The organism is Viridibacillus sp. FSL R5-0888 (assembly GCF_038009105.1).
Taxonomy (GTDB): Bacteria; Bacillota; Bacilli; order Bacillales_A; family Planococcaceae; genus Viridibacillus; species Viridibacillus arenosi.
The window spans coordinates 1,051,990-1,075,455 of record NZ_JBBPAU010000001.1; the positions used below are offsets into that span (position 1 = coordinate 1,051,990).

Genomic DNA, 23,466 nt, shown 5'->3' on the forward strand with positions numbered 1-23,466 from the left:
GCTTGTTTTTATTTAGATCGTTTTTTAGTCGCTATAGAGTGGGCTTTTTGAGTATTTGCAAAATGCCATTTCGTCATAGATTTTAATGTCGCTTCGCCTTTTGATAATAAAATACGCGCGGCCATTTCATCTACCTTATTACTAGCTCCCTTTTGCAGATCAAATCCAACTAAATCGGCGAGGCGGTCCATTTCTTTTAAGAAGGCGTATCGTGCTAGAATAGAGGCAGCGGCTACTGAAACATGTAATTGTTCTGCTTTTGTAGCAAATAGTACATTCTCTTTAACGATGATTTTTTCATTTTTTAGGTGGTTATAGTAAATGCCACGTTCCGCAAATTGGTCAATCAAAATATGTGCTGGTTTTTCTGGTGCAATTTTGCCGAGCACGTTATGAAGTGCCTGGTTGTGCATCATTGCTTTGATTTTCCCTTGAGACCAGCCTCTAGCTTGAATAGTGTTATATTTGTCGTTTCGTACCGTTAGAATGCTATGAGGTAGTGCTCGCATTAAATCAGGCGCGATTTGTCTCATAAAATCATCCGTTAGCATTTTAGAGTCTTTAACACCGAGCTCACGAACGAGTGCAATTTTATTAGCAGATACATATACGGCTGCTACCGTTACTGGGCCGAAGTAATCGCCTGTTCCTGTTTCATCAGAACCCATTACGGAGAGTTGTTCAAAATTGGAAGGCAACTTATCACCCTTTGATGACGTCTTTTTAGTCGTAGGATCATTAGGTTTCCCCCATCGACTAGACTCCCGTTCGGCTCCGTTACCTTGAAACATCACTTTGCCAGATTTATATGAAGTGATAGAAGTATCGCTTAACTTCGCAGCAAATATGACTCCTGGCGCATTGCGTTCTACTCTAGATGAGGCATAATAAGAAGCAAGTTCTCCTTGCTTTTCGGTTGTTAAAACAATTACAATATTAGACATTTTATAGTCCTTTCTACTCTCGTTATTCACATGATAAACAGTTTCATGGTATGATTAGAAATAGGATTTTAAGGAGGGGCAGCTGTGTCAGAGCAACAAAAAAATCGAATTTCAGTTGATATATATGGTCAAACATATACTATGCTTGGTACAGAGTCAACAACACATATGCGTTTAGTCGCGTCTACAGTTGACAATACTATGAGAGAGATTAAACAGGCAAACCCGAGCCTTGACAGTACAAAACTGGCCGTCCTTACAGCTGTAAATTCAGTAAATGATAGTTTGAAATTAAAAGAGCAACTTGTATTATTAGAAGAAGAACTGAAAAAACTAAAGGATTGAAGTAAATGATCGATATACTTATAATTATTTTATTAATTGCCGGCATTATCACTGGCGGAAGAAGAGGTTTAGTAGTCCAGTTGATACATATCATTGGATTTTTAATCGCGATGATTGTCGCTTATGTTTATTATAAACCTTTAGCTGAGAAATTTGTGCTTTGGATTCCATATCCAGCAGTTGACGGGAATACGACGTTAACTTATGCGATGGAACAATTAGATCTTAGTCAAACATTTTATCAGCTACTTGCCTTTGCACTTATTTTCTTTGTCGTCAAATTTGCAATGCAAATTGTGGCGTCAATTTTTGATTTCTTAAAATATGTGCCTATTATAGGTCCGTTTAATCGCTTTTTTGGCGGAATACTAGGATTTATAGAAGCTTATATATTAGTGTTTATTTTACTTTATATTTTAGCGTTGTTACCATTAGATGGTATCCAGAAGTATGTTGATAATTCAATCCTCACAAAATTAATGCTCGAATATACACCAATTATTTCGAACATGTTCAAAAATATGTGGTTTGTCTACATGAAATAACTGTTCTCAACTGAGAGCAGTTTTTTTACGAATAAGGAGGTCATTTTTTGAATAAAAAAACTATCATTCGTACATTTGAAAAAATAGCCTTGTATTTAGAATTACAAGGTGTTAACCCATTTAAAATTTCAGCATTTAGAAAAGCTGCGGCAGCACTAGAAGCAGATACAAGAAGCCTGAGCGAAATTGAAGATATTACTGCGATAAAGGGCATTGGTAAGGGTACTGCAGCAGTTATAGAAGATTTACTGGCAACGGGCGAATCTTCTGTTTTAAAAGAACTTGAAGAGGAAGTACCTAAAGGGTTACCACCATTATTAAAATTGCCTGGCCTTGGCGGGAAGAAAATTGCTAAGTTATATCAAGAGTTAGGCGTGGATTCAGCAGATACGCTAAAGGCAGCTTGTGAAGAAGGTAAAGTTTCCGCTCTCGCCGGCTTTGGCAAAAAAACTGAAGAAAAGATATTAAAAGAACTAGAGGCATTTGGCACACGTTCTGAGCGACTACCAATTTGGCAATTAGATAAAGTTGTCCAAGAAATTGAAGCTATTTTAAGCGGGATTTCTGAAGTGCAACAGTTTTCGGTCGCAGGTAGCTTTAGACGTGTAAAGGAATCGAGTAAGGACGTTGATTTCATTATTGCAACGGCAAACCGAGAAGCGGTGAAAGAACAACTTTTAGGGGCACTTGTCATTTCAGAAATCATTGCAGCAGGGGATACTAAAATTTCAGTAACTTTGGACGCCGAAGAGCCCGTTAGCGTTGACTTCCGTCTAGTGACACAAGATGAATATGCAACGGCACTTCATCACTTTACTGGGTCAAAAGAACATAATGTAAGAATGCGTCAATTGGCAAAAGACCTTGGTAAGAAAATAAGTGAATATGGTGTAGAGCAAGCGGATGGAACTGTAACAACATTTGCTTCAGAAGCTGAATTTTTTGCTCATTTTGACTTACCGTTTATCCCACCTAGTATACGAGTAGGTAATAAAGAATTTGACCGTTTGGATGAGATTAAGGAACTTGTTCAATTAGAAGGTATTCGTTCTGATTTGCATATGCATACAACATGGTCTGATGGTGCTTATGCAGTACATGAAATGGGTGAAGCACTCATTGCTAGAGGTTATGAATATGCGGTTATTACGGATCACTCACAATATTTAAAAGTTGCAAATGGTTTAACACCTGAACGATTAATCGAACAGCGCAAAGAGATTTGGGCATTCAATGAAAAGCATCCAGACTTCCGTTTGCTTGCAGGAACTGAGATGGATATCTTACCAGATGGGTCGCTTGATTTTGAAGATGATGTATTAAAGGAATTAGACTTTGTCATTGCGTCGATCCACTCCAGCTTTTCACAGCCGCAAGAGAAAATTATGGACAGGCTACATAATGCTCTAAAAAACCCATATGTTCATATGATTGCCCATCCTACTGGTCGTATAATAGGTGATCGTGAAGGCTATAACCCAGATATCTCTCAATTGATTGAATGGGCTAAAGAATATGGTAAAATTTTAGAGTTAAATGCAAATCCATATCGTCTTGATTTATGTGAAGAACATTTAGAAATGGCAGCCGCTGCGGGTGTGCCAATTGCTATAAATACAGATGCACATGCCATTGACCAACTTCGTTTTATGGAAGTTGGAACGAAATACGCACAAAAAGCATGGTTAAAGAAAAATAATATCGTGAATACGTGGACATTAGAAGATTTTGTCCACTTTATACAGAAGAAATGAAGGGGAGGTGTTTTGAATGATAGCAGAACGCGCATTGAAAACACTAGAATTTGATAAAGTACGTGCTCAAGTAGCTTCATATTGTACATGCTCTTTAGGGAAAACTGTGATCGATGAACTTGTCCCTGAAACTGATATAGAGAAAGTATTACAACTATTAGATGAAATGGATGAAGGTTTATCAATTCTACGCGTAAAAGGTAACGTGCCAATGGGCGGTATTTTCGATGTCCGCCCGCATGCTAGACGCGCGCAAATTGGTGGTGTACTTAGTCCAGTTGAATTGATGGAGATTTCGAGCACAATACGTGCTAGTCGTATACTTCGTCAGTTTATAGAAGGAATTGAAGTGGAAGAGGATATACAAATTCCATACTTCATTCAGAAAAAAGAAAGCATGCCAACATTGACAGGTTTACAGCATGAGATTAATGCTTGTATCGATGAGAACGGTGCTATTCTAGACTCTGCTAGCTCTGAGCTTCGTTCAATTCGTCAGCAATTGCGAGCACAAGAAGGTCGTGTTCGTGAAAAATTAGCGAGCTTAACACGTGGCACTAATGCAACAAAAATGCTATCTGATGCGATTGTTACAATTCGTAATGATCGATTTGTTATTCCTGTAAAATCTGAATATCGTAGTCATTATGGTGGTGTTGTACATGATCAATCTTCATCTGGTCAAACACTATATATTGAACCGGATGCTGTCGTACAAGCGAATAATGAAATCCATCAATTAAAATCAAAAGAACAAGTTGAAATTGCCCGCATTTTATTAATGTTATCTCTAAAAGTACAAGAGGTAGCACATGACATCTTTATCACTGTGCAATTACTTGGCGAAATTGACGTTATTTTAGCAAAAGCAAAATACGGACAAGCCAATAAATGTTCGAAGCCAATTATGAATAACGATGGATATATAAAATTAGGTAAAGCACGTCATCCTTTACTACCAATAGAAGAAGCAGTAGCAAACGATATTGAATTTGGTAAAGACTTCACTTCAATCGTAATTACTGGGCCTAACACAGGTGGTAAAACGGTTACGTTAAAAACAGTTGGGCTATGTACGTTGATGGCGCAGTCGGGTATTCCAGTGCCAGCTCTTGATGGTTCTCATCTCGCGGTATTTGATCAATTATTTGCTGATATTGGAGACGAACAATCAATTGAGCAAAGCTTGAGTACATTTTCATCACATATGGTGAATATTGTTGATATTTTAAATCAATTCGATGATCGTTCACTCATTCTTTTTGATGAGCTAGGTGCAGGAACTGATCCACAAGAGGGTGCAGCACTTGCCATCTCAATTTTAGATGAAGTACATGGTCGCGGAGCACGAGTAATGGCAACAACTCATTATCCTGAGTTAAAAGCATATGGCTACAATCGTCCAGGTGTTGTCAATGCAAGCGTGGAATTTGATGTGGAGACGTTGAGTCCGACTTATCGTCTATTAATTGGAGTTCCAGGACGTAGTAATGCCTTTGAAATTTCGACTCGTCTTGGACTACCAGATTCTATTATTGATCGTGCTAAGACATTCACAGGTACTGATCGTCATGAAGTCGAATCTATGATTGCCTCTCTAGAAGAAAGTCGACGCCAATCAGAAGAAGATGCTGAAAGAACACTTGTATTACGCAAAGAAGCAGAAGCACTTCAATCAGAATTAGATGAAAAATTAAAAGCTTATGAAGCGAAAAAAGAAGCATTAGAACAAAAAGCAAAAGACAAAGCACGTAAAATCGTGGATGAAGCGAAAAAAGAAGCTGAAGAGGTTATTTCAGAACTTCATAAAATGCGCTTAAATGCTAACAAGATTGTTAAAGAGCATGAAATCATTGATGCACGTAAACGTTTAGAAAAAGCTGCGCCGGAAAATAAAGTACTGAAAAAGCAACAGCAATTAAAAGCGCGCGCTCAAGAGCTATCTAAGGGTGACGAAGTAAAAGTACTAAGTTACGGTCAAAAGGGTGTGTTACTTGAAAAAGTATCAAATTCTGAATGGATTGTGCAAATTGGAATATTGAAGATGAAGCTTGATGAATCAGATTTAGAGTACGTGAAACCTGAAAAAGACAAGCAAACTGTAAATGTTTCAAGTGTTCGAAATCGAGATTCTAATGTTAAGCTAGAATTAGACCTACGTGGAGAACGTTATGAAGATGCGATTGTACGTACGGAAAAATATATTGATGATGCATTACTGTCTAATTATCAACGCGTCTCAATTATTCATGGTAAAGGAACTGGGGCTTTGCGCCAAGGAATTCAAGCTTTACTAAAGAGACATCCACGTGTAAAATCCTATCGTTTTGGCGAAGCAGGAGAAGGCGGCTATGGTGTGACAGTAGCCGAGCTAAAATAAACCTTTTAAAGTAATCAAAGATAGAGAAAAAATTTGACATTGAAAAGGGGATATTTATGTTATTAAATGGATTTTGGCAATATCCTGTTGTCGAGGCTGCTGGTAATTTCAGTGTTGTTGTCCTTTGCTTAATCCTATCAATGGTGATATTTGAAATCGTAACAAAATACAAAAATTGGGTAGAAATAAAAAAAGGTAATGTAGCAGTTGCACTTGCAACAGGTGGGAAAATATTAGGGGTGTGTAATATTTTCCGTTACTCCATTGAGAGGCATAACTCGCTCGTAGAAATGATGGGTTGGGGACTGTTTGGATTTATCTTACTAATATTTGCATATGTTTTATTTGAATTTATGACACCGACATTTAAGGTAGATGAAGAAATTGAAAAAGATAATCGATCAGTTGGTTTTATTTCGTTTACGATTTCAGTAGGTCTGTCATTTGTTATCGGTGCAAGTATTTCTTAGGGGAGAGTATATGGAAACTTTATCGAAAGTACTAATTGGCGTATGTATTGCGTTTATTTTAGTAGGAATCATCTTTTTAATAATGAACTAATTTTGAAGTCCTTTATAGGGCTTCTTTTTTTTATGTGTTTGATCAAAAGGTGCTGAAGGACTAGCTAATGATATTACTTTGTTATAGATAAATGAAAGTGAATTTTATAAACGACTTCCAGTGATTGTCGAGAAAGTTAAATTTAAATAAAGATTTATCTGGGAATGAAATACTATTGAGCTTCTAACTAAAATTAAAGAGTTACCGATAAAAGAAGATGATTATAAAAATGTTAAATAGTGTATATATTCGATACTATTTTCATGGTAAGAGAGATATAATATTAATAGTTTAGAAAAAAATGTATGGGAATATTTCTTTCCTAGAATTAATTTCTCAAACATACAGGAGGGGTCAAAATGAGTTTGTATAATAAAAAAACTTCTATATATCTAACAAATTGTGCATTCGTATCTATGGGAATTCTTTTAGCTTCAAGTGTGAGTCCATTCGAAACACCAATATCACCCAAAAAAGTTGAGGCAGCTACCATAAAAACATATAAAGTAACTTCCAATGTGAACTTACGATCTAAAGCCTCAACAAAAGGGAAAATTCTAATAACAATACCAAAGGGAAAATCTGTAACATATATTTCTAAAACCGGCAGTTGGTATAAAGTGAAATATGGTAGGGAAATTGGTTATGTTAATACAAGTTATATTAAAATCACAACTAAAACGACGACGACCTCAACTTTCGCTGCAACAAATTATCAAACAAAAGAAAAGGTGAATTTACGGTCTAGTAGCTCTACAAAAGGGAAAATACTATTGTCGATTCCAAAAGGCAAGACGGTGAAAGCTACCGCGAAATCTGGAGCAAGGTATAAAGTAACATACGGAGGCAAAACTGGTTGGGTAAGTAGTTCGTATGTGAAAGAGTATGATGCTTATAAAGAGACTACAACTACTTATTTCCTAATAAAAAAAACGGCTTCATTGCGTATAACACCTAGCACCAAGAAAGCACAAGTTTACACTATCCCAACAAATAATATCTTCACTTCTACGCAATCAGTTGTGAATAGTAAAGGAGAAACTTGGTATCGAATATCCTACAAGGGTAAGTATTATTTTGTGCAATCTACTGTAGTTAGTAAAGTAACACCAACGCAAATGACAAGTACGGATTATAAAGCTAATTCGACAACATCTTTATTTGCTGAAGCGGGAGTTTCGCATACTATACTAACTAGCATTCCAAAAGGTGCAAAAGTGACTTCGACCGATCGAGTTGGCAATTGGTATAAAGTAACCTACGAAGGTAACACAGGGTATATAGACAGTACTAAATTTAGTGTCGATACACCAATTGTCGATACGGAACCGGATGATACAGATGACGATACCTCTACATTACCAAGTGGTTCAACAATTAGTCAGATGACTATTTATAATATTGAAGATTTAAAATTACTCAAAACAAATTCTACATCATCAGATTTGTTACAAGTGATTCCTGCGAAGACAAAGCTGACGACAACTTATAAAGCAAATAATGGATGGTATCAAGTGAGTTATGAAGGTTTTACAGGTTTTGTATCTGGCACTTCTTTAATAGATGAAACAACGAAGTCCAGAATCGCTAGTTTAGAATCCAATCCAAATCGCTATTTGTTTATGGATCTTCGTACTACGTCTTCTGTGAAAGCAGATCAAATCAATACGTATATTGCTAGTAAGACTGTCGGAAAAACAAGCGTTTTAACGGGACAAGGACAAGCAATTATTAATGCTGCCAATAAGTATGGCGTAAACGCTCTATATTTTGCAGCACATGCAATTCATGAGAGTGGATTTGGAGTTTCCGACATTTCACTTGGAAGAAATAACTTGTTCGGCTTTGGAGCATATGATATTACCCCGTTCATAGGTTCTGTAAAATTTGATTCCATCGACAACAATTTGGAGTTTATTGCGCAATCAATGAAGGCTACTTATTTAAATCCTTCCAATTGGAAATACAATAGTGGGGCTTATTTAGGATACTCCGTTAAAAACGTTAATGGAGCTCGCATTGATTCCTTAAGTAAGGGGATGAATTTTTATTATGCAAGTGATACTAATTGGGGAAATGCAATCGCCAATCATATGAACGGGATTTTGGCATATGATAAAGAAGAAGCAGTTTCAAAAAAACCTAATATAGTCGTTCCTTCTGCTCCAAAGTATCCTGAGCTTAAAGACGTGTTCCCGACTGGAACGTTAGCGATTGCGAATAGTAATTTGAATGTTTACAGTGAAAAAGGAAGTACAAATAGTGTTGCAGCAACTATTTCAAAAGGTGAGTCTTTTAATTTGCTAGAAAAGCACAATGATTACTGGCTAACAGTATCCTATAAAGGGGAAAAGTATTATACAAATGTTGTAAGTTTCAGTGCTTACAATAAACATTTTACTGTGCAGAACTTAGCTCGTGTTAATACTTCTTCAGCTAATGGAATAGCACTAAATGTACGCTCAGAAGGAAACGCGTCCAGTTCTAAAGTAGGCGAATTAGCAAACTATCAATTTGTTGAACTGGAAATAGATACAAATAATAAGCCGATTATGAGTGGAACTTGGTATAAAGTAAAATTACCAAATGGAAAACAAGGCTATGCATCAGGTACCTATTTAGTTCGTGAATTAAATAAATAAGTATATATATTAAAATACAAAAATTTGACTTCGATATAAATTGAAGTCATTTTTTTGTCTAGGTGGGGTGATCTTTATTGTTGTTGTATGTTTAGCGCATTTAAGTAAATTATAATGGGGAATGTTTTTATTGCTCCTAATGGAAGGGAAAAAGATTATTTCCAATAAATTGATATTAAATTTGAAAGCGTTACCACTTTTATTTTATACTGAATTATAAGAGTATTCTTATAATTTTATAACAAAGGGGGAATGGAGCATGACTGAACAGGTTTGGCTGTCAAATTATCCGGATAATATTCCTACGTCTTTGGAATATGAAACAATTCCTTTGCAACAGTATTTGACAAGAGCGAGCAGCAAGACACCTTCCAAAGTTGCAATTCATTTTATGGGGAAGGATATTACGTACAAAGAGTTGTATGAGAGCTCATTAAAGTTCGCCAATTATTTAGTTTCCATTGGTATTGAGAAAGGTGATCGCGTAGCCATTATGCTTCCAAATTGTCCTCAAGGCGTTATAGGTTATTTTGGGGTGCTATATGCCGGAGGAATTGTCGTTCAAACAAACCCGCTTTATACAGAAAGAGAAATTGAGTATCAGATGAAAGATTCGGGCGCAAAGGTGATTTTATCTTTGGATATTTTATATCCCCGTATTGCTAAGGTCATGAAGGATACTCATCTAGAACATGTCATTATTACAGCGATTAAGGATTACTTACCTTTCCCCAAAAATTTAATTTATCCATTTATTCAGAAAAAACAATATGGCTTTAAGGTTACAGTTGAGCATAGTGGTAGCAATCATTTATTTACAGAAATTATAAGGGTAAGCACAATTGAATCAATCGTTTTAAATTTTAACATTGAAGAGGACATCGCATTATTGCAATATACAGGCGGTACAACCGGCTATCCTAAAGGAGTTATGTTAACGCATAAAAACCTAATAGCGAACGTACAAATGTGTAGTGTATGGATGTCTGAGTGTATACCAGGTGAAGAGGTAATTATGGGTGTGCTGCCATTTTTCCATGTTTACGGGATGACAACGGTATTGTTATTGTCTGTTATGCGAGGAGATAAAATGGTACTCTTACCGAAATTTGATGTTGAAACAACGTTAAAAACGATTCAAAAACAAAAAACAACGCTATTCCCAGGGGCGCCTACCCTCTATATAGGTTTATTAAATCATCCAGATATAGCGAAATATAACTTATCTTCTATCAAGGCTTGTATGAGTGGTTCAGCACCATTGCCAATTGAAGTACAAGAGAAATTCGAGAAAATTACGGGCGGCAAGCTTGTAGAAGGATACGGTTTAACAGAAACATCACCTGTAACACACTGCAATTTTATTTGGCATAATGAGCGTGTGAAAGGTTCTGTCGGCGTTCCTTGGCCGAACACAGACGCGGCTATTCTCCAAGTAGATTCAACAGAGCCACTACCAATTGGTGAAATCGGTGAGATTGCTGTGAAAGGTCCTCAAGTGATGAAAGGATACTGGAATCGCCCTGAAGACACAGAAATGGCGATGCGCGATGGTTGGCTTTTGACTGGAGATCTAGGTTATATGGATGACAAAGGCTACTTTTATGTTGTTGATAGGAAAAAGGATATTATCATTGCTGGTGGATTCAATATTTATCCTAGAGAAATTGAGGAAGTTTTATATGAGCATGAAGCCGTTCAGGAATGTGTAGCTCTTGGTGTACCAGATCCATATCGCGGTGAAACAGTAAAAGCTTTTATCGTGTTAAAAGAAGGTATGAAAGCGACAGAAGAGGAATTCAATACGTATTGCAGAGAAAACTTAGCGGCATTTAAAGTTCCGCGTATTTATGAATTCCGCGATGAACTACCAAAAACAGCTGTAGGTAAAATACTACGACGTACTCTACAAGATGAAGATAAAGAAAGAACTCAGAAAATTATGTGAAAATAATGACAAGTCCGCTTGACAAGTGTAAAATGAAATTATAAGATGAAAATATGAATGAATAGTCATTCATATTTTCATTTTTTATATGGTGGTGATCGTATTGAAGAAAGATAAACCGAAGTATAGACAAATTATCGATGCGGCCGTTATTGTAATTGCGGAAAATGGTTATCACCATGCACAAGTTTCCAAAATTGCTAAACAGGCAGGCGTCGCCGATGGAACAATCTATTTATACTTTAAAAACAAAGAAGACATATTAATTTCGGTTTTTAAGGAAAAAATGTCTGTGTTTGTAGAAAATTTACAGTGTATAATTAGAGATGGAAAGTCATCGTCTGAAAAGTTAAATGCGATGATTGAGAAACATTTCCAGGTACTAGCAGGAGATCATCATTTGGCTACAGTTACACAATTAGAGCTTCGTCAGTCTAATAAAGATGTTCGTCTCAAAATCAATACGATATTAAGAGAGTATTTAATATTACTTGATGAAATATTAGTAGAAGGTATGGAGACGAAAGAATTCAATCCAGAGATGGATCTGCGACTTGCTCGTCAGCTCATTTTTGGAACGATTGATGAGGTAACAACATCATGGGTCATGAATGATCATAAATATGATTTAACTGCGCTAGCACCGAAAGTACAACATTTAATACTCAATGGAATAAAGGCATAGGCAATTGTAAAAATCAATTGGTTGAATTGGTAGTAGCCAAACCATTGCTTCGATTCAACTAGGAAACTACTTACATAGCCAAATGCAAAGGGGGAAATGGGAGTATGGAATTTTTACGTTGGACAGTTGAAGATGGAGTTGCAATTGCAACGATTCAGCGCCCACCCGCTAATGCTTTATCGCGGGGACTAATTTTAGAAGTAAATGAACTTTTAACTGCTGTAGAGCACGATGATTCAGTTCGAGTCATTGTATTGCATGGAGAGGGAAGATTCTTCTCAGCAGGAGCAGATATTAAAGAATTTACAGATGTTACATCGGGTGCTGAATTTGTAAAATTGTCTGCTAATGGACAAGATGTCTTTGAGCGTTTAGAGAAATTCTCTAAGCCAGTTATTGCTGGAATTCACGGCGCAGCTTTAGGTGGGGGACTTGAGCTAGCGATGAGTTGTCATTTCCGCTATGTGACTGAAAATGCGAAATTAGGATTACCTGAATTACAATTAGGGTTAATTCCTGGTTTTGGCGGTACACAGCGTTTGCCTCGCTATGTTGGGGTAGCAAAAGCGGCAGAAATGATGTTTACTAGTGATCCAATTTCCGGTACGGAGGCTGTCAAGTGGGGCTTAGCAAACGCTGCCTTTTCTGATGAGGAATTACTACCTCAAACGATTGCAACAGCGAAACGTATTGCAAAAAAAAGTTCGGTTGCTTTAAAAGCCGCAATCGATATGCTGCAATATGCTAAACATACTTCATTCTACGAAGGCATTGAAGCTGAGGCAAAAGCTTTTGGTACCGTTTTCATGTCTGATGATGCCAAAGAAGGTATCCAAGCATTCATCGAAAAACGTGAACCAACTTTCACAGGAAAATAAAAATAGTATTAGGAGGTTTGTTGAATGAACATTTTTGTATTAGTAAAACGTACTTTTGACACAGAAGAAAAGATTGTTGTAACTGGTGGGGCAATCCAAGAAGATGGAGCTGAATTCATCATCAACCCATACGATGAATACGCAATCGAAGAAGCTATTCAAGTTCGTGATGCACAAGGCGGCGAAGTAACAGTTGTTACTCTCGGCGGAGAAGATGCAGAAAAACAACTCCGTACAGCTTTAGCAATGGGAGCTGATAAAGCTGTCTTAATCAACACTGAAGATGATTTAGATGAGCTTGATCAATTCTCAGCAGCATATATTTTAGCTGAATACTTAAAAGATAAAGAAGCAGATCTAATTTTAGGTGGTAACGTTGCTATCGATGGTGGCTCAGGTCAAGTAGGTCCACGTGTTGCGGAATTACTAGGTATTAACTATGTAACAACGATTACTAAACTTGATATCGATGGTAAAACTGCGAAAATTATTCGTGACGTAGAAGGGGATTCAGAAGTTCTTGAAGCACAATTACCACTTTTAGTGACAGCGCAACAAGGTTTAAACGAGCCTCGTTACCCATCATTACCTGGTATTATGAAAGCGAAGAAAAAGCCTCTTGAAGAGCTAGAATTAGATGATTTAGATATTGATGAAGATGATGTTCAAGCAAAGACTACAACAGTTGAAATTTACTTACCAGCTCAAAAAGTAGCTGGACGTGTATTAGAAGGCGATTTATCAGAACAAGTGAAAGAGCTTGTAAGTCTATTACATTCTGAAGCAAAAGTCGTTTAAGCTGATTTTAAATTGTATGGGAGGGACATAACATGTCTAAAAAAGTATTAGTATTAGGTGAAGTACGCGAAGGAAGCTTAAGAAATGTATCATTCGAAGCTATTGCAGCTGCAAAAAAAGTGTCTGGTAGCGGAGAAGTTGTAGGCGTTCTAATCGGAGACGCTGTAGCGAATCTTGCCGAGGAACTTATTCAAAACGGTGCAGACCGTGTAGTGACTGTTGAACACCCACATTTAAAACAGTATACTTCTGATGGCTTTAGCCAAGCATTTATGGCTGTTACTGAGCAAGAGCAACCAGAAGCAATCGTTTTCGGTCATACTGCTCTAGGTAAAGACCTTTCACCTAAACTAGCTAGTAAATTACAAAGCGGTTTAGTATCAGATGTTACAGATATCGAAGGGGAAGATGATTCAGTAGTTTTCATCCGTCCAATCTATTCTGGTAAAGCATTTGAAAAAGTACAAGTGAAAGAGGGACTTGTGTTTGTGACAATCCGTCCAAATAACATTGCACCTCTAGCAAAAGATGAATCTCGCTCAGGTGATGTGTCATCAATTTCTGTAGATATTACGAATCTACGTACTATTATTAAAGAAGTTGTTCGCAAATCAACAGAAGGCGTTGATTTGTCAGAAGCGAAAGTAGTAGTAGCCGGTGGTCGTGGCGTGAAAAGTGAAGAAGGTTTTGCTCCATTAAAAGAGCTTGCTAACGTACTAGGTGGCGCTGTAGGTGCTTCACGTGGAGCATGTGACGCTGATTATTGCGATTATTCATTGCAAATCGGTCAAACTGGTAAAGTTGTTACGCCTGATCTTTATATCGCTGCTGGTATTTCAGGTGCAATCCAACATTTAGCTGGTATGTCTAACTCAAAAGTAATCGTTGCGATCAATAAAGATCCAGAAGCGAATATCTTTAAAGTAGCTGACTACGGTATCGTCGGAGATCTTTTTGAAGTTATCCCAATGCTTACTGAAGAGTTCAAAAAATTATTAGTAAACGCATAATAGCTGCTTCTAAACCCTGTAAAAGGTCATACTATTTACAGGGTTTTCTTCATCCAAGCATACATACTAACGTGTGATAGACGTTTTTTACTATCGTTATTGCAAAATAATGCTGTTATAAGCATAACAGTCGCTCGTGCTTTTCATCCATGCTATACTACCGTTATACGTAAGTTGAAGGAGGATATTTAATATGGCAATCGTACACGCAACAGATGCAAGCTTTTCACATGATATCGCAGAAGGTTTAGTACTAGTTGATTTTTGGGCAACTTGGTGCGGACCTTGTAAAATGATCGCTCCTGTTTTAGAAGAACTAGATTCTGAATTAAACGGTGCAGCTAAAATTGTTAAAGTTGATGTAGACCAAAACCAAGAAACAGCAAGCAAATTCGGCATTATGTCAATTCCAACTCTATTATTATTCAAAGACGGAGAGCCAGTTGATAAAACTGTTGGTTTCCAACCGAAAGAAGCATTAGCTGAATTCATTCAAAAACACGCTTAATCTTTGAAAAAATGAATATTAAACCGGGTTCCTACAATGGTTCCCGGTTTTTTTTAGAATTAATAGAGATTAAAACTATTATGTAAAGAATATAAATACAGCGCCTAGACCTCGAGGTCAAAAGCTCAATTGACGTGGAGGTTATAGAATAACCTTTAGGTCAATTCGCCTATGATTGCCGGAACTGAACAAGGTGCCCGCACTTTTTTAAGAAGGTGATAAGATGAACGAATTAATAAAACAAAAATTGGCCATTCTACCTGACCAACCTGGATGTTATTTGATGAAGGATCGTCAAGGAACAATTATTTATGTCGGCAAAGCTAAAGTATTAAAAAATCGCGTACGTTCTTATTTCACAGGCAGCCACGATGGTAAAACGCAAAGACTTGTTAGTGAAATAGAAGACTTCGAGTACATCGTGACATCTTCGGATATAGAGGCATTTATCTTAGAGTTAAACCTCATTAAAACTCATGATCCGAAATACAACATTATGCTGAAGGATGACAAGACGTACCCATATATTAAAATAACGAATGAGAAGCACCCGCGACTGCTTATTGTCCGCAAAATAAAAAAGGATAATGGTAAATATTTTGGGCCTTATCCGAATAGCTTTGCTGCAAATGAAACGAAAAAATTACTTGATCGCTTATATCCACTAAGGAAATGCACAAATTTACCGAATCGAGTTTGCTTATACTATCATTTAGGACAATGTCTAGCTCCTTGTGTAAAAGAAGTTGAGAAAGAGCAATATCAAGAGATCATTCAAGGTATTACGAGTTTCCTAAATGGTGGGTACGGAGAAGTCAAAGAAGATTTAAATGCAAAAATGCTCGATGCAGCTGAAAAATTAGATTTCGAACGAGCAAAAGAATATCGAGATCAAATTTCACATATTGAAACTGTCATGGAACGCCAGAAGATTACGCTTACGGATTTAACGAATCGTGACGTTTTTGGTTATGCGGTTGATAAAGGTTGGATGTGTATCCAAGTATTCTTTGTAAGACAAGGAAAGTTGATTGAAAGAGATGTTTCGTTATTCCCTATTTATCGAGATCCTGAGGAAGAATTTTTAACATTTGTGGGGCGCTTTTATGAACAGGCAGAACATATCAAGCCAAAGGAAATCTTTATACCTTCCAATATTGAAGGAGACCTTCTAGCTACAGTACTTGATTTAAAAGTGACGATACCTCAAAGGGGAAAGAAAAAAGAGCTTGTTGATTTAGCGAGTAAAAATGCTCAAATTGCTATCTCTGAGAAGTTCCAGTTACTTGAGCGTCAAGAAAAAAGAACAATAGGTGCCTGCGAAGAATTGGGAAATGCGATGAATATTGCGATACCGCTTCGCATAGAATCATTTGATAATTCCCATATTTTTGGAGCGGACGCCGTCTCAGCGATGGTAGTTTTTATTGACGGTAAGCCTAGCAAAAAGGATTATCGAAAATATAAAATTCAAGTTGCAGCAAAGCACGACGATTACGGTGCAATGCGAGAAGTCATTCGCCGAAGATATACTCGTGTATTAAGAGATGGCTTACCTTTACCCGATTTAATCGTTATTGATGGTGGGAAAGGACAAATGGAAGTAGCAAGAGAAATCTTAGAAGATGAGCTTGGTTTAGATATTCCTATTGCAGGTTTGGCAAAAGATGATAAACACCAAACTTCTCAATTGCTGTATGGCTCGCCGCCAGAAATTATTCCGTTGAAGAGAACGAGTGAAGCGTTTTATCTTTTACAAAGAATTCAAGATGAAGTTCACCGTTTTGCTATTACCTTCCATCGCCAATTACATGAAAAGAATGCCATTACATCTGTTCTCGATGAAATTGAAGGAATTGGACCAAAAAGAAAGCAACAGCTTCTCAAACAATTTGGATCTGTTAAAAAAATTCGTGAGGCATCCTATGAAGAATTAGTAGCTGCGAATGTACCAAAAAAACTAGCTCAAACCATATTTACTTATTTTTCTGAAAAATAAATTGTAGTAATCTGAAAATTGTGTTAAGGTAACATTACTATTATAAATAATCACTATTTAGTGATGATAGAGGCGCGGATTTCAAGAGTAATCAGCAAGAGGATGAGTAGATCCTATGACTGCTGACGAAAGGGGAGGCCGCCGAAGTGATAAATTGACTATTTCCAATTTATTACTGGTTCTGCATTTAACAAGTGTAGAATTGTCAGATCCGTTTCGGTTCTGGAGGGCTATCTCACATGAATGTTCTTTTGAACGTGCATGCTACGAGGCGGCTTTTCACACTTAAACGTGTGAAAGGCTGCTTTTTTCATAAGATGTCATTGTGAATACGGTCGTCATAACAAATAAGGGAGAGGTTATGGGTGAGTTGTTTAGTTTTTAAATTTGGTGGTACATCAGTTGCAACGATTGAACGCGTATTGCATGTGGCAAAGCGCATTCAGAAAGAGAAAGAAAAGGGTTATGATATTGTCGTTGTTGTTTCAGCGATGGGCAAAACGACGGATAAGCTTGTAGAAATGGCACATGAAATTATGCCAAATCCATCGAAACGAGAAATGGATACGCTCTTAACAACAGGTGAGCAGGTGACTATCTCATTATTATCGATTGCATTACAAAGTTTAGGGTTATCAGCGCAGTCCTTCACTGGTTGGCAAGCTGGAATTTTAACGGAGGCAATTCCGAGTGATTCTCGCATTGTTGAAATTCAGTCTGGAAAGGTGCGAAGAACGTTGGATAAAGGCCATGTTGCAGTAGTTGCAGGCTTCCAAGGAATCGATAGTAATAACAATATTACAACCCTAGGTCGCGGAGGATCAGATACGACAGCAGTTGCTTTAGCTGCAGCATTAGGTGCTGAGCGCTGTGATATTTATACAGATGTTGATGGTGTGTACACTTCAGATCCACGTTATGTTCCTAAAGCTCGCAAACTACAAGAACTGTCATATGATGAAATGTTAGAATTAGCAAATTTAGGGGCAGGTGTCTTACATCCACGTGCCGTAGAGTTTGCAAAAAACTACAATATCCCATTAGCAGTTCGCTCTAGTTATGTAGAAGATGAAGGAACAATTATGAAGGAGGAAGTAGAAGTGGAAAAAGATTTAGTTGTACGTGGAGTAGCATTTATGTCAGATATTGTTCGAGTAACGGTAGGTTACGAGGGGAATTATAAAGGTTCTTTAGTCAATATTTTCACAGTTTTAGCTGATAATCATATTAACGTTGATATTATCGTTCAAACTATTCTCGAAGGGGTAGAGCCTTCAGTATCATTTACTATTACAAAAGAAAATTTAGCAGATACTGCTCGAGTCTTAGAAGTTAATAAATCTAAAATTGGTTATTGTCATGTGAATTATGAAGAGGACGTAGCTAAAGTATCGATTGTAGGTTCTGGTATGGTATCTAATCCTGGCGTAGCCGCAAAAATGTTCGATCGCTTACATAAAGAAAACATTACATTAAAAATGGTAAGTACTTCTGAAATTAAAATTTCTGTTGTCATTCCACAAGAGTCGATGTTGCTAACTGCAAACGCATTACATGATGAATTTGAATTGGCAGCTAGTCTAGCAATTCAAGTTTAATTAAATAAAATAAAAAGAAGCTGACTAGCCATCTTGAACAGATATTTAGTCAGCTTCTTTCTATAGTTGGTCTTTTAAATCCCATTTGACATGGAATCGTACAAGCCCACGCTTTGCTTTCTTTTCGTCGTAGCATTCTGTTAAGAAACCACTGATTTTCTCTTGTTGAGCTGCTAGGAAGCCACTTTCAAGACGGAAGCAGCGTTTTTCAAATTGCATAGCCTCAGGATCTCCAGTGAGAGTATAAAACGTTTCATCTTTAGATTGTTTTTCTATAGAAAGCTCTCCCCATCCTGCTTCTTGGAAAAATGAAACAGCTTCTTCCATACTGTATAAAGGAAACTTGCGGGCTAACTCTTTACCGCACCAATATAGGATATCTTCTTCGTTTTTTCCGAGAACAGACGAGAGAACGTGATCTCTGATTAGTTCGTAACCAAATAATGGGAAGTGTTGAGTGTTTGTAGATGACATGATTTGCCTTCTTTCATTTAATTTTGTCTAATTTTTGTCAGAGTTAGAGAATAGCGTTTTCTGGTAGAATATTTATGTATTTACGAGAAAAAAACGTGATTTAATGGTACCTAGAAATAGTGCTAGTTACCTTGACGCTCTGCCATGATGAGAGTACAATGAACTTGTCATAATATTGTACCATGATGAAATATGCAGTCAATGGATACCACGTTGGAAAGCGTTGGTAGTTGTTCGTCTGTCTATTTTCAGTATTAAGGGGGGTAACAGTTTTGTCGAAAGATCGAGAGTTTTATTGGCGTCGACTACATTCACTTCTTGGAATTATTCCAGTTGGACTGTTCTTGACGCAACACTTGTTTATTAACTTTACAGCAACAAAAGGTGCAGAATCATTTAACACAGCAAGTGAATTTATGGGGAGTCTCCCATTCTTATGGGCTCTAGAATGGATTGTAATTTACATTCCATTAATGTTCCATGCTTTTTATGGTGTGTACATAGCCTTCACTGCACAACCAAACACTAAACGTTTTAGCACTTTCCGTAACTGGATGTTCGTATTACAACGTTTCACAGGAGTATTCCTAGTTGTATTTATCGCTTGGCATATTTTCCAAACTCGTATCCAAAAAGCACTTGGAACTGAAGTTGATTACGACATGATGGCAGATGTACTATCTAATCCTTGGATGGTAGCATTCTATATCGCTGGTATTATTTCAGCAACTTTCCACTTAGCAAACGGTGTTTGGGCATTCCTAGTAAGCTGGGGAATTACTCAATCTCCAAAATCACAAAAAATCGCAACATATGTTACTGTTTTAATTTTCTTAGTGTTATCTGTAGTCGGCGTATCGGCTTTACTTGCATTCGTATAAGGCAGTGCACTTAAACTCATGAAAGCGCTTGATTACTAATTGAAAGAGGAGTGAGAAATATCATGGCTAAAAGCAAATTGATAGTCGTTGGCGGCGGTCTTGCTGGTTTAATGGCTACTATGAAAGCAGCCGAAATGGGCACAGAAGTTGAATTATTCTCATTAGTACCAGTAAAACGCTCACACTCTGTATGTGCACAGGGCGGAATCAACGGTGCTGTTAATACAAAAGGTGAAGGGGATTCTCCATGGGTCCACTTTGATGATACAGTTTACGGCGGGGACTTCTTAGCGAACCAACCACCAGTAAAAGCAATGGCTGATGCTGCACCAGGAATCATCCATTTATTTGACCGTATGGGTGTTATGTTCAACCGTACACCAGAAGGTTTATTAGATTTCCGTCGTTTCGGTGGTACTTTAATGCACCGTACAGCATTTGCTGGTGCGACAACAGGACAACAACTTCTATACGCTCTAGACGAACAAGTTCGTAAATGGGAAGTAGAAGGCTTAGTTACAAAATACGAAGGTTGGGAATTCTTAGGACTAGTTCTTGATGACGAAGGCGTTTGTAAAGGGATTAAAGCACAAAACCTTACAACTCACGAAATCAAAGCATTCCGTTCTGACGCAGTGATCATGGCAAGTGGTGGTCCTGGTATTATCTTCGGTAAATCAACAAACTCAATGATTAACACTGGTTCAGCAGCATCTATTGTTTACCAACAAGGTGCTAAATACGCGAACGGGGAGTTCATCCAAATTCACCCTACAGCAATTCCTGGTGACGATAAACTTCGTCTAATGTCAGAATCTGCTCGTGGTGAAGGTGGTCGTATTTGGACTTACAAAGACGGTAAACCTTGGTACTTCTTAGAAGAAAAATACCCTGCATACGGTAACTTAGTGCCACGTGATATTGCAACACGTGAAATCTTTGACGTTTGTATTAACCAAAAACTTGGTGTAAACGGTGAAAACGTTGTTTATCTAGATCTTTCTCATAAAGATCCACATGAACTTGACATTAAGCTTGGTGGTATCATTGAAATCTACCAAAAATTCGTAGGTGACGATCCACATAAAGTACCTATGAAGATTTTCCCAGCAGTTCACTATTCTATGGGTGGTCTATGGGTAGATTACGATCAACATACAACAATTCCAGGCGTATTTGCTGCAGGTGAATGTGATTACTCTCAACACGGTGGTAACCGTCTAGGAGCTAACTCATTACTATCAGCTATCTATGGTGGTAGTATTGCAGGACCAAACGCTGTTAACTACATTAAAGGTCTAGAAAAACATGTAGAAGATCTTCCTTCTTCAATTTACGATTCCGCAGTTGCTGAAGAACAGCAAAAATGGGATGATACATTGAAATTAGACGGTAACGAAAATGCATACCTACTTCACAAAGAACTTGGTGAATGGATGACAGCTAATGCTACTGTTGTACGTTTCAACGATAAATTAAGAGCAACAGATAATAAAATCATGGAATTACAAGAACGTTATAACAACATCAACATTAACGATACTGCTAAATGGAGTAACCAAGGTGTACAATTCACTCGTCAGTTGAAAAACATGATGGCTCTTGCTCGTGTTATTACTTTAGGTGCGTTAAATCGTGATGAAAGTCGTGGAGCACACTATAAACCAGACTTCCCAGAACGTGATGATGAAAACTTCTTGAAAACGACTATCGCGGAATTCACTCCTTCTACTGAGCCTAAACTAAGCTACGAAGAAGTTGATGTTTCGTTAATTCCACCACGTAAACGTGACTATTCTGCAAAGAAAGGGGATAAATAATCATGGGACAAGCAGTTGAAACGAAATATATTACTGTAGAAATTGAACGTCAAGATACAACGGATTCACAACCATATTGGGAAAAATTCAACGTACCTTACCGTCATGGTATGAACGTAATTTCTATATTAATGGAAATTCAACGTAATCCAGTAACTGCAGATGGTAAAAATACATCTCCAGTTTCATGGGACATGAACTGCCTTGAAGAAGTTTGTGGAGCATGTTCAATGGTTATAAACGGTCGTCCTCGTCAATCATGTTCAGCGTTAGTTGACCAACTAGAACAACCTATTAAATTACAACCAATGAGCACTTTCCCTGTCGTTCGTGACCTACAAATAGACCGTAGCCGCATGTTCGATTCACTTAAAAAAGTGAAAGCATGGGTTCCAATTGATGGTTCTTATGATCTTGGTGAAGGCCCACGTATGCCAGAACGCAAACGTGAATGGGCTTATGAATTATCTAAATGTATGACTTGTGGTGTTTGTCTTGAAGCATGTCCTAACGTGAATACTCATTCTGATTTCATGGGACCAGCTCCACTTTCACAAGTACGTTTATTTAATGCTCACCCAACAGGTGCAATGAACAAAGACGAACGTCTAGCTGCAATCATGGGCGAAGGCGGTCTTGCTAACTGTGGTAACTCTCAAAACTGTGTAGTTGCATGTCCAAAAGGTATTCCTTTGACTACTTCTATCGCATCTTTGAACCGTGCTACTACAGTACAAATGTTCAAAAACTTCTTTGGTTCTGACCATATGGTTGACTAATCTATTATTGAAAAGTAACAGATTAGAAACTTTTAAAGCAGCTTCACACTTATGTGTGGAGCTGTTTTTTTGCGTCATATACAGAAGATTTGACCGTGTTAATCTTTGGAATTTTCTGTTATAATTAAATGAATAACTGTTCATTTTTTCAGAGGGGGAAATACCATGCAATCGTCATACATTAGTAATATGGAAGAATGGAAAAAAGGGTTTTCATTTTCAGTACCTGTGCAAGTGAGGTTTTCAGAGACTGATATGTTTGGGCATATGAATAATACTGTACCAATCACATATTTTGAATATGCACGAATCGAATTTTTGAAGCATCTTGGTTTTATGGAGAAATGGATGCAAGGGGACGAAGAAGCTATTCCAGTTGTGGCAGATATTCAATGTGATTATGTGAAGCAAGTGTACTTCGAGGAGCAGTTGAATATTTTTGTGAAAATAGAGAATATCGGCAACTCATCATTAGATCTACATTATTTAGCGATCAATAATAAGGAAGAGATGTGTTTTACAGGACGCGGAACAATTGTGCAAATGAACCGTCAAACAGGGAAGTCTATAAGATGGAATGAATCACAATTACAAAGTGTTCAAGCATAAAATTTGAATAGCCGTCACCGCTTTGCTACTTCCGACATAACCTACATGGAAGAGGGGATTGGAGGGCCGCGTGTGATGAGTCATTCACATCATCGTTCATTGTTAACAAAGCGTGAACGTGAAATTTTTCAATTACTTGTAAAAGACTTTTCGACAAAGGAAATAGCCACACAACTTCACATAAGTGAAAAAACTGTGCGCAATCATATTTCCAATACTATCCAGAAACTCGGTGTGTCAGGCCGTGCACAAGCGATGATAGAGCTTCTTCGTCTAGGAGAATTGTCTTTAGGATGATTGTGCTCTTG

General features: G+C 37.4%; 21 protein-coding genes and 1 riboswitch. Of the genes, 19 read left to right on the forward strand and 2 right to left on the reverse strand.

Going from position 1 to position 23,466, the window contains the following annotated elements; all coding sequences use genetic code 11:
* Positions 1-8 precede the first annotated feature (8 nt).
* On the reverse strand, positions 9-944 hold the full coding sequence (rnhC, locus tag MKY02_RS05185; protein ID WP_076034316.1) for a ribonuclease HIII: 936 nt from the start codon (positions 942-944) through the stop codon (positions 9-11).
* Positions 945-1,028: 84 nt separating this feature from the next.
* On the opposite strand from rnhC, the gene zapA reads away from it, so the two are divergent.
* The 14 genes from zapA to MKY02_RS05255 all read left to right on the forward strand — a co-directional run bounded on the left by zapA (position 1,029) and on the right by MKY02_RS05255 (position 18,595).
* Positions 1,029-1,289: a cell division protein ZapA gene (gene zapA, locus MKY02_RS05190; RefSeq protein WP_038187658.1), complete on the forward strand. Its 261-nt coding sequence runs from the start codon at positions 1,029-1,031 to the stop codon at positions 1,287-1,289.
* 5 nt (positions 1,290-1,294) lie between these two features.
* Positions 1,295-1,834, forward strand: a complete 540-nt coding sequence (locus tag MKY02_RS05195; protein ID WP_038187655.1) for a CvpA family protein — start codon at positions 1,295-1,297, stop codon at positions 1,832-1,834.
* Positions 1,835-1,881: 47 nt separating this feature from the next.
* Complete coding sequence (gene polX, locus MKY02_RS05200; RefSeq protein WP_340710750.1) at positions 1,882-3,588, forward strand: DNA polymerase/3'-5' exonuclease PolX; 1,707 nt, start codon at positions 1,882-1,884, stop codon at positions 3,586-3,588.
* A gap of 16 nt (positions 3,589-3,604) precedes the next feature.
* Positions 3,605-5,968: an endonuclease MutS2 gene (locus MKY02_RS05205; protein WP_038187648.1), complete on the forward strand. Its 2,364-nt coding sequence runs from the start codon at positions 3,605-3,607 to the stop codon at positions 5,966-5,968.
* Positions 5,969-6,024: 56 nt separating this feature from the next.
* A complete protein-coding gene (locus tag MKY02_RS05210) occupies positions 6,025-6,438 on the forward strand; it encodes a DUF350 domain-containing protein (protein ID WP_038187645.1) in 414 nt (137 codons plus the stop codon).
* A 450-nt stretch (positions 6,439-6,888) separates the two neighbouring features.
* The gene (locus tag MKY02_RS05215; RefSeq protein ID WP_340710752.1) at positions 6,889-9,171 is read left to right on the forward strand and encodes an SH3 domain-containing protein; all 2,283 of its coding nucleotides are present in this window, start codon (positions 6,889-6,891) and stop codon (positions 9,169-9,171) included.
* Between the two features lie 259 nt (positions 9,172-9,430).
* Positions 9,431-11,119 (forward strand): AMP-binding protein, encoded by a 1,689-nt coding sequence (locus MKY02_RS05220; protein WP_076034318.1) that lies wholly within the window; start codon positions 9,431-9,433, stop codon positions 11,117-11,119.
* 103 nt (positions 11,120-11,222) lie between these two features.
* Entirely contained in the window at positions 11,223-11,804 is a 582-nt protein-coding gene (locus MKY02_RS05225) for a TetR/AcrR family transcriptional regulator (RefSeq protein WP_038187642.1), read from the forward strand.
* A gap of 104 nt (positions 11,805-11,908) precedes the next feature.
* Positions 11,909-12,682: an enoyl-CoA hydratase gene (locus MKY02_RS05230; protein ID WP_076034319.1), complete on the forward strand. Its 774-nt coding sequence runs from the start codon at positions 11,909-11,911 to the stop codon at positions 12,680-12,682.
* Positions 12,683-12,706: 24 nt separating this feature from the next.
* Positions 12,707-13,480: an electron transfer flavoprotein subunit beta/FixA family protein gene (locus MKY02_RS05235; RefSeq protein ID WP_038187638.1), complete on the forward strand. Its 774-nt coding sequence runs from the start codon at positions 12,707-12,709 to the stop codon at positions 13,478-13,480.
* Positions 13,481-13,512: 32 nt separating this feature from the next.
* Entirely contained in the window at positions 13,513-14,490 is a 978-nt protein-coding gene (locus MKY02_RS05240; RefSeq protein ID WP_038187636.1) for an electron transfer flavoprotein subunit alpha/FixB family protein, read from the forward strand.
* Between the two features lie 193 nt (positions 14,491-14,683).
* The gene (trxA, locus tag MKY02_RS05245) at positions 14,684-14,998 is read left to right on the forward strand and encodes a thioredoxin (RefSeq protein ID WP_038187634.1); all 315 of its coding nucleotides are present in this window, start codon (positions 14,684-14,686) and stop codon (positions 14,996-14,998) included.
* Positions 14,999-15,221: 223 nt separating this feature from the next.
* Positions 15,222-16,997, forward strand: coding sequence for an excinuclease ABC subunit UvrC (gene uvrC / locus MKY02_RS05250; RefSeq protein ID WP_038187631.1), 1,776 nt, complete (start codon positions 15,222-15,224; stop codon positions 16,995-16,997).
* Between the two features lie 59 nt (positions 16,998-17,056).
* Positions 17,057-17,238, forward strand: a riboswitch (Lysine riboswitch).
* Between the two features lie 124 nt (positions 17,239-17,362).
* The gene (locus tag MKY02_RS05255; protein WP_076034321.1) at positions 17,363-18,595 is read left to right on the forward strand and encodes an aspartate kinase; all 1,233 of its coding nucleotides are present in this window, start codon (positions 17,363-17,365) and stop codon (positions 18,593-18,595) included.
* A 60-nt stretch (positions 18,596-18,655) separates the two neighbouring features.
* On the opposite strand, the gene MKY02_RS05260 is transcribed toward MKY02_RS05255, so the two are convergent.
* Positions 18,656-19,069, reverse strand: coding sequence for a YslB family protein (locus MKY02_RS05260; RefSeq protein ID WP_076034322.1), 414 nt, complete (start codon positions 19,067-19,069; stop codon positions 18,656-18,658).
* Between the two features lie 272 nt (positions 19,070-19,341).
* Between MKY02_RS05260 and MKY02_RS05265 the strand changes: the two genes are divergently transcribed.
* The 5 genes from MKY02_RS05265 to MKY02_RS05285 all read left to right on the forward strand — a co-directional run bounded on the left by MKY02_RS05265 (position 19,342) and on the right by MKY02_RS05285 (position 23,455).
* Positions 19,342-19,950: a succinate dehydrogenase cytochrome b558 subunit gene (locus MKY02_RS05265; RefSeq protein WP_038187621.1), complete on the forward strand. Its 609-nt coding sequence runs from the start codon at positions 19,342-19,344 to the stop codon at positions 19,948-19,950.
* Between the two features lie 62 nt (positions 19,951-20,012).
* On the forward strand, positions 20,013-21,770 hold the full coding sequence (gene sdhA, locus MKY02_RS05270; RefSeq protein ID WP_038187619.1) for a succinate dehydrogenase flavoprotein subunit: 1,758 nt from the start codon (positions 20,013-20,015) through the stop codon (positions 21,768-21,770).
* 2 nt (positions 21,771-21,772) lie between these two features.
* The gene (sdhB, locus tag MKY02_RS05275) at positions 21,773-22,549 is read left to right on the forward strand and encodes a succinate dehydrogenase iron-sulfur subunit (RefSeq protein WP_038187616.1); all 777 of its coding nucleotides are present in this window, start codon (positions 21,773-21,775) and stop codon (positions 22,547-22,549) included.
* Positions 22,550-22,714: 165 nt separating this feature from the next.
* The gene (locus MKY02_RS05280) at positions 22,715-23,158 is read left to right on the forward strand and encodes an acyl-CoA thioesterase (protein WP_076034323.1); all 444 of its coding nucleotides are present in this window, start codon (positions 22,715-22,717) and stop codon (positions 23,156-23,158) included.
* A 75-nt stretch (positions 23,159-23,233) separates the two neighbouring features.
* The gene (locus MKY02_RS05285; protein WP_038187611.1) at positions 23,234-23,455 is read left to right on the forward strand and encodes a helix-turn-helix domain-containing protein; all 222 of its coding nucleotides are present in this window, start codon (positions 23,234-23,236) and stop codon (positions 23,453-23,455) included.
* The last annotated feature ends 11 nt before the right edge of the window (positions 23,456-23,466 follow it).

Excerpts from the sequence above, each read along its gene's own strand:
- rnhC (WP_076034316.1), bottom strand. The coding sequence starts at position 944 with ATGTCTAATATTGTAATTGTTTTAACAACCGAAAAGCAAGGAGAACTT.
- MKY02_RS05195 (WP_038187655.1), top strand. The coding sequence starts at position 1,295 with ATGATCGATATACTTATAATTATTTTATTAATTGCCGGCATTATCACT.
- MKY02_RS05205 (WP_038187648.1), top strand. The coding sequence starts at position 3,605 with ATGATAGCAGAACGCGCATTGAAAACACTAGAATTTGATAAAGTACGT.
- MKY02_RS05210 (WP_038187645.1), top strand. The coding sequence starts at position 6,025 with ATGTTATTAAATGGATTTTGGCAATATCCTGTTGTCGAGGCTGCTGGT.
- MKY02_RS05215 (WP_340710752.1), top strand. The coding sequence starts at position 6,889 with ATGAGTTTGTATAATAAAAAAACTTCTATATATCTAACAAATTGTGCA.
- MKY02_RS05220 (WP_076034318.1), top strand. The coding sequence starts at position 9,431 with ATGACTGAACAGGTTTGGCTGTCAAATTATCCGGATAATATTCCTACG.
- MKY02_RS05230 (WP_076034319.1), top strand. The coding sequence starts at position 11,909 with ATGGAATTTTTACGTTGGACAGTTGAAGATGGAGTTGCAATTGCAACG.
- MKY02_RS05235 (WP_038187638.1), top strand. The coding sequence starts at position 12,707 with ATGAACATTTTTGTATTAGTAAAACGTACTTTTGACACAGAAGAAAAG.
- MKY02_RS05240 (WP_038187636.1), top strand. The coding sequence starts at position 13,513 with ATGTCTAAAAAAGTATTAGTATTAGGTGAAGTACGCGAAGGAAGCTTA.
- trxA (WP_038187634.1), top strand. The coding sequence starts at position 14,684 with ATGGCAATCGTACACGCAACAGATGCAAGCTTTTCACATGATATCGCA.
- uvrC (WP_038187631.1), top strand. The coding sequence starts at position 15,222 with ATGAACGAATTAATAAAACAAAAATTGGCCATTCTACCTGACCAACCT.
- MKY02_RS05260 (WP_076034322.1), bottom strand. The coding sequence starts at position 19,069 with ATGTCATCTACAAACACTCAACACTTCCCATTATTTGGTTACGAACTA.
- sdhA (WP_038187619.1), top strand. The coding sequence starts at position 20,013 with ATGGCTAAAAGCAAATTGATAGTCGTTGGCGGCGGTCTTGCTGGTTTA.
- sdhB (WP_038187616.1), top strand. The coding sequence starts at position 21,773 with ATGGGACAAGCAGTTGAAACGAAATATATTACTGTAGAAATTGAACGT.
- MKY02_RS05280 (WP_076034323.1), top strand. The coding sequence starts at position 22,715 with ATGCAATCGTCATACATTAGTAATATGGAAGAATGGAAAAAAGGGTTT.
- MKY02_RS05285 (WP_038187611.1), top strand. The coding sequence starts at position 23,234 with ATGAGTCATTCACATCATCGTTCATTGTTAACAAAGCGTGAACGTGAA.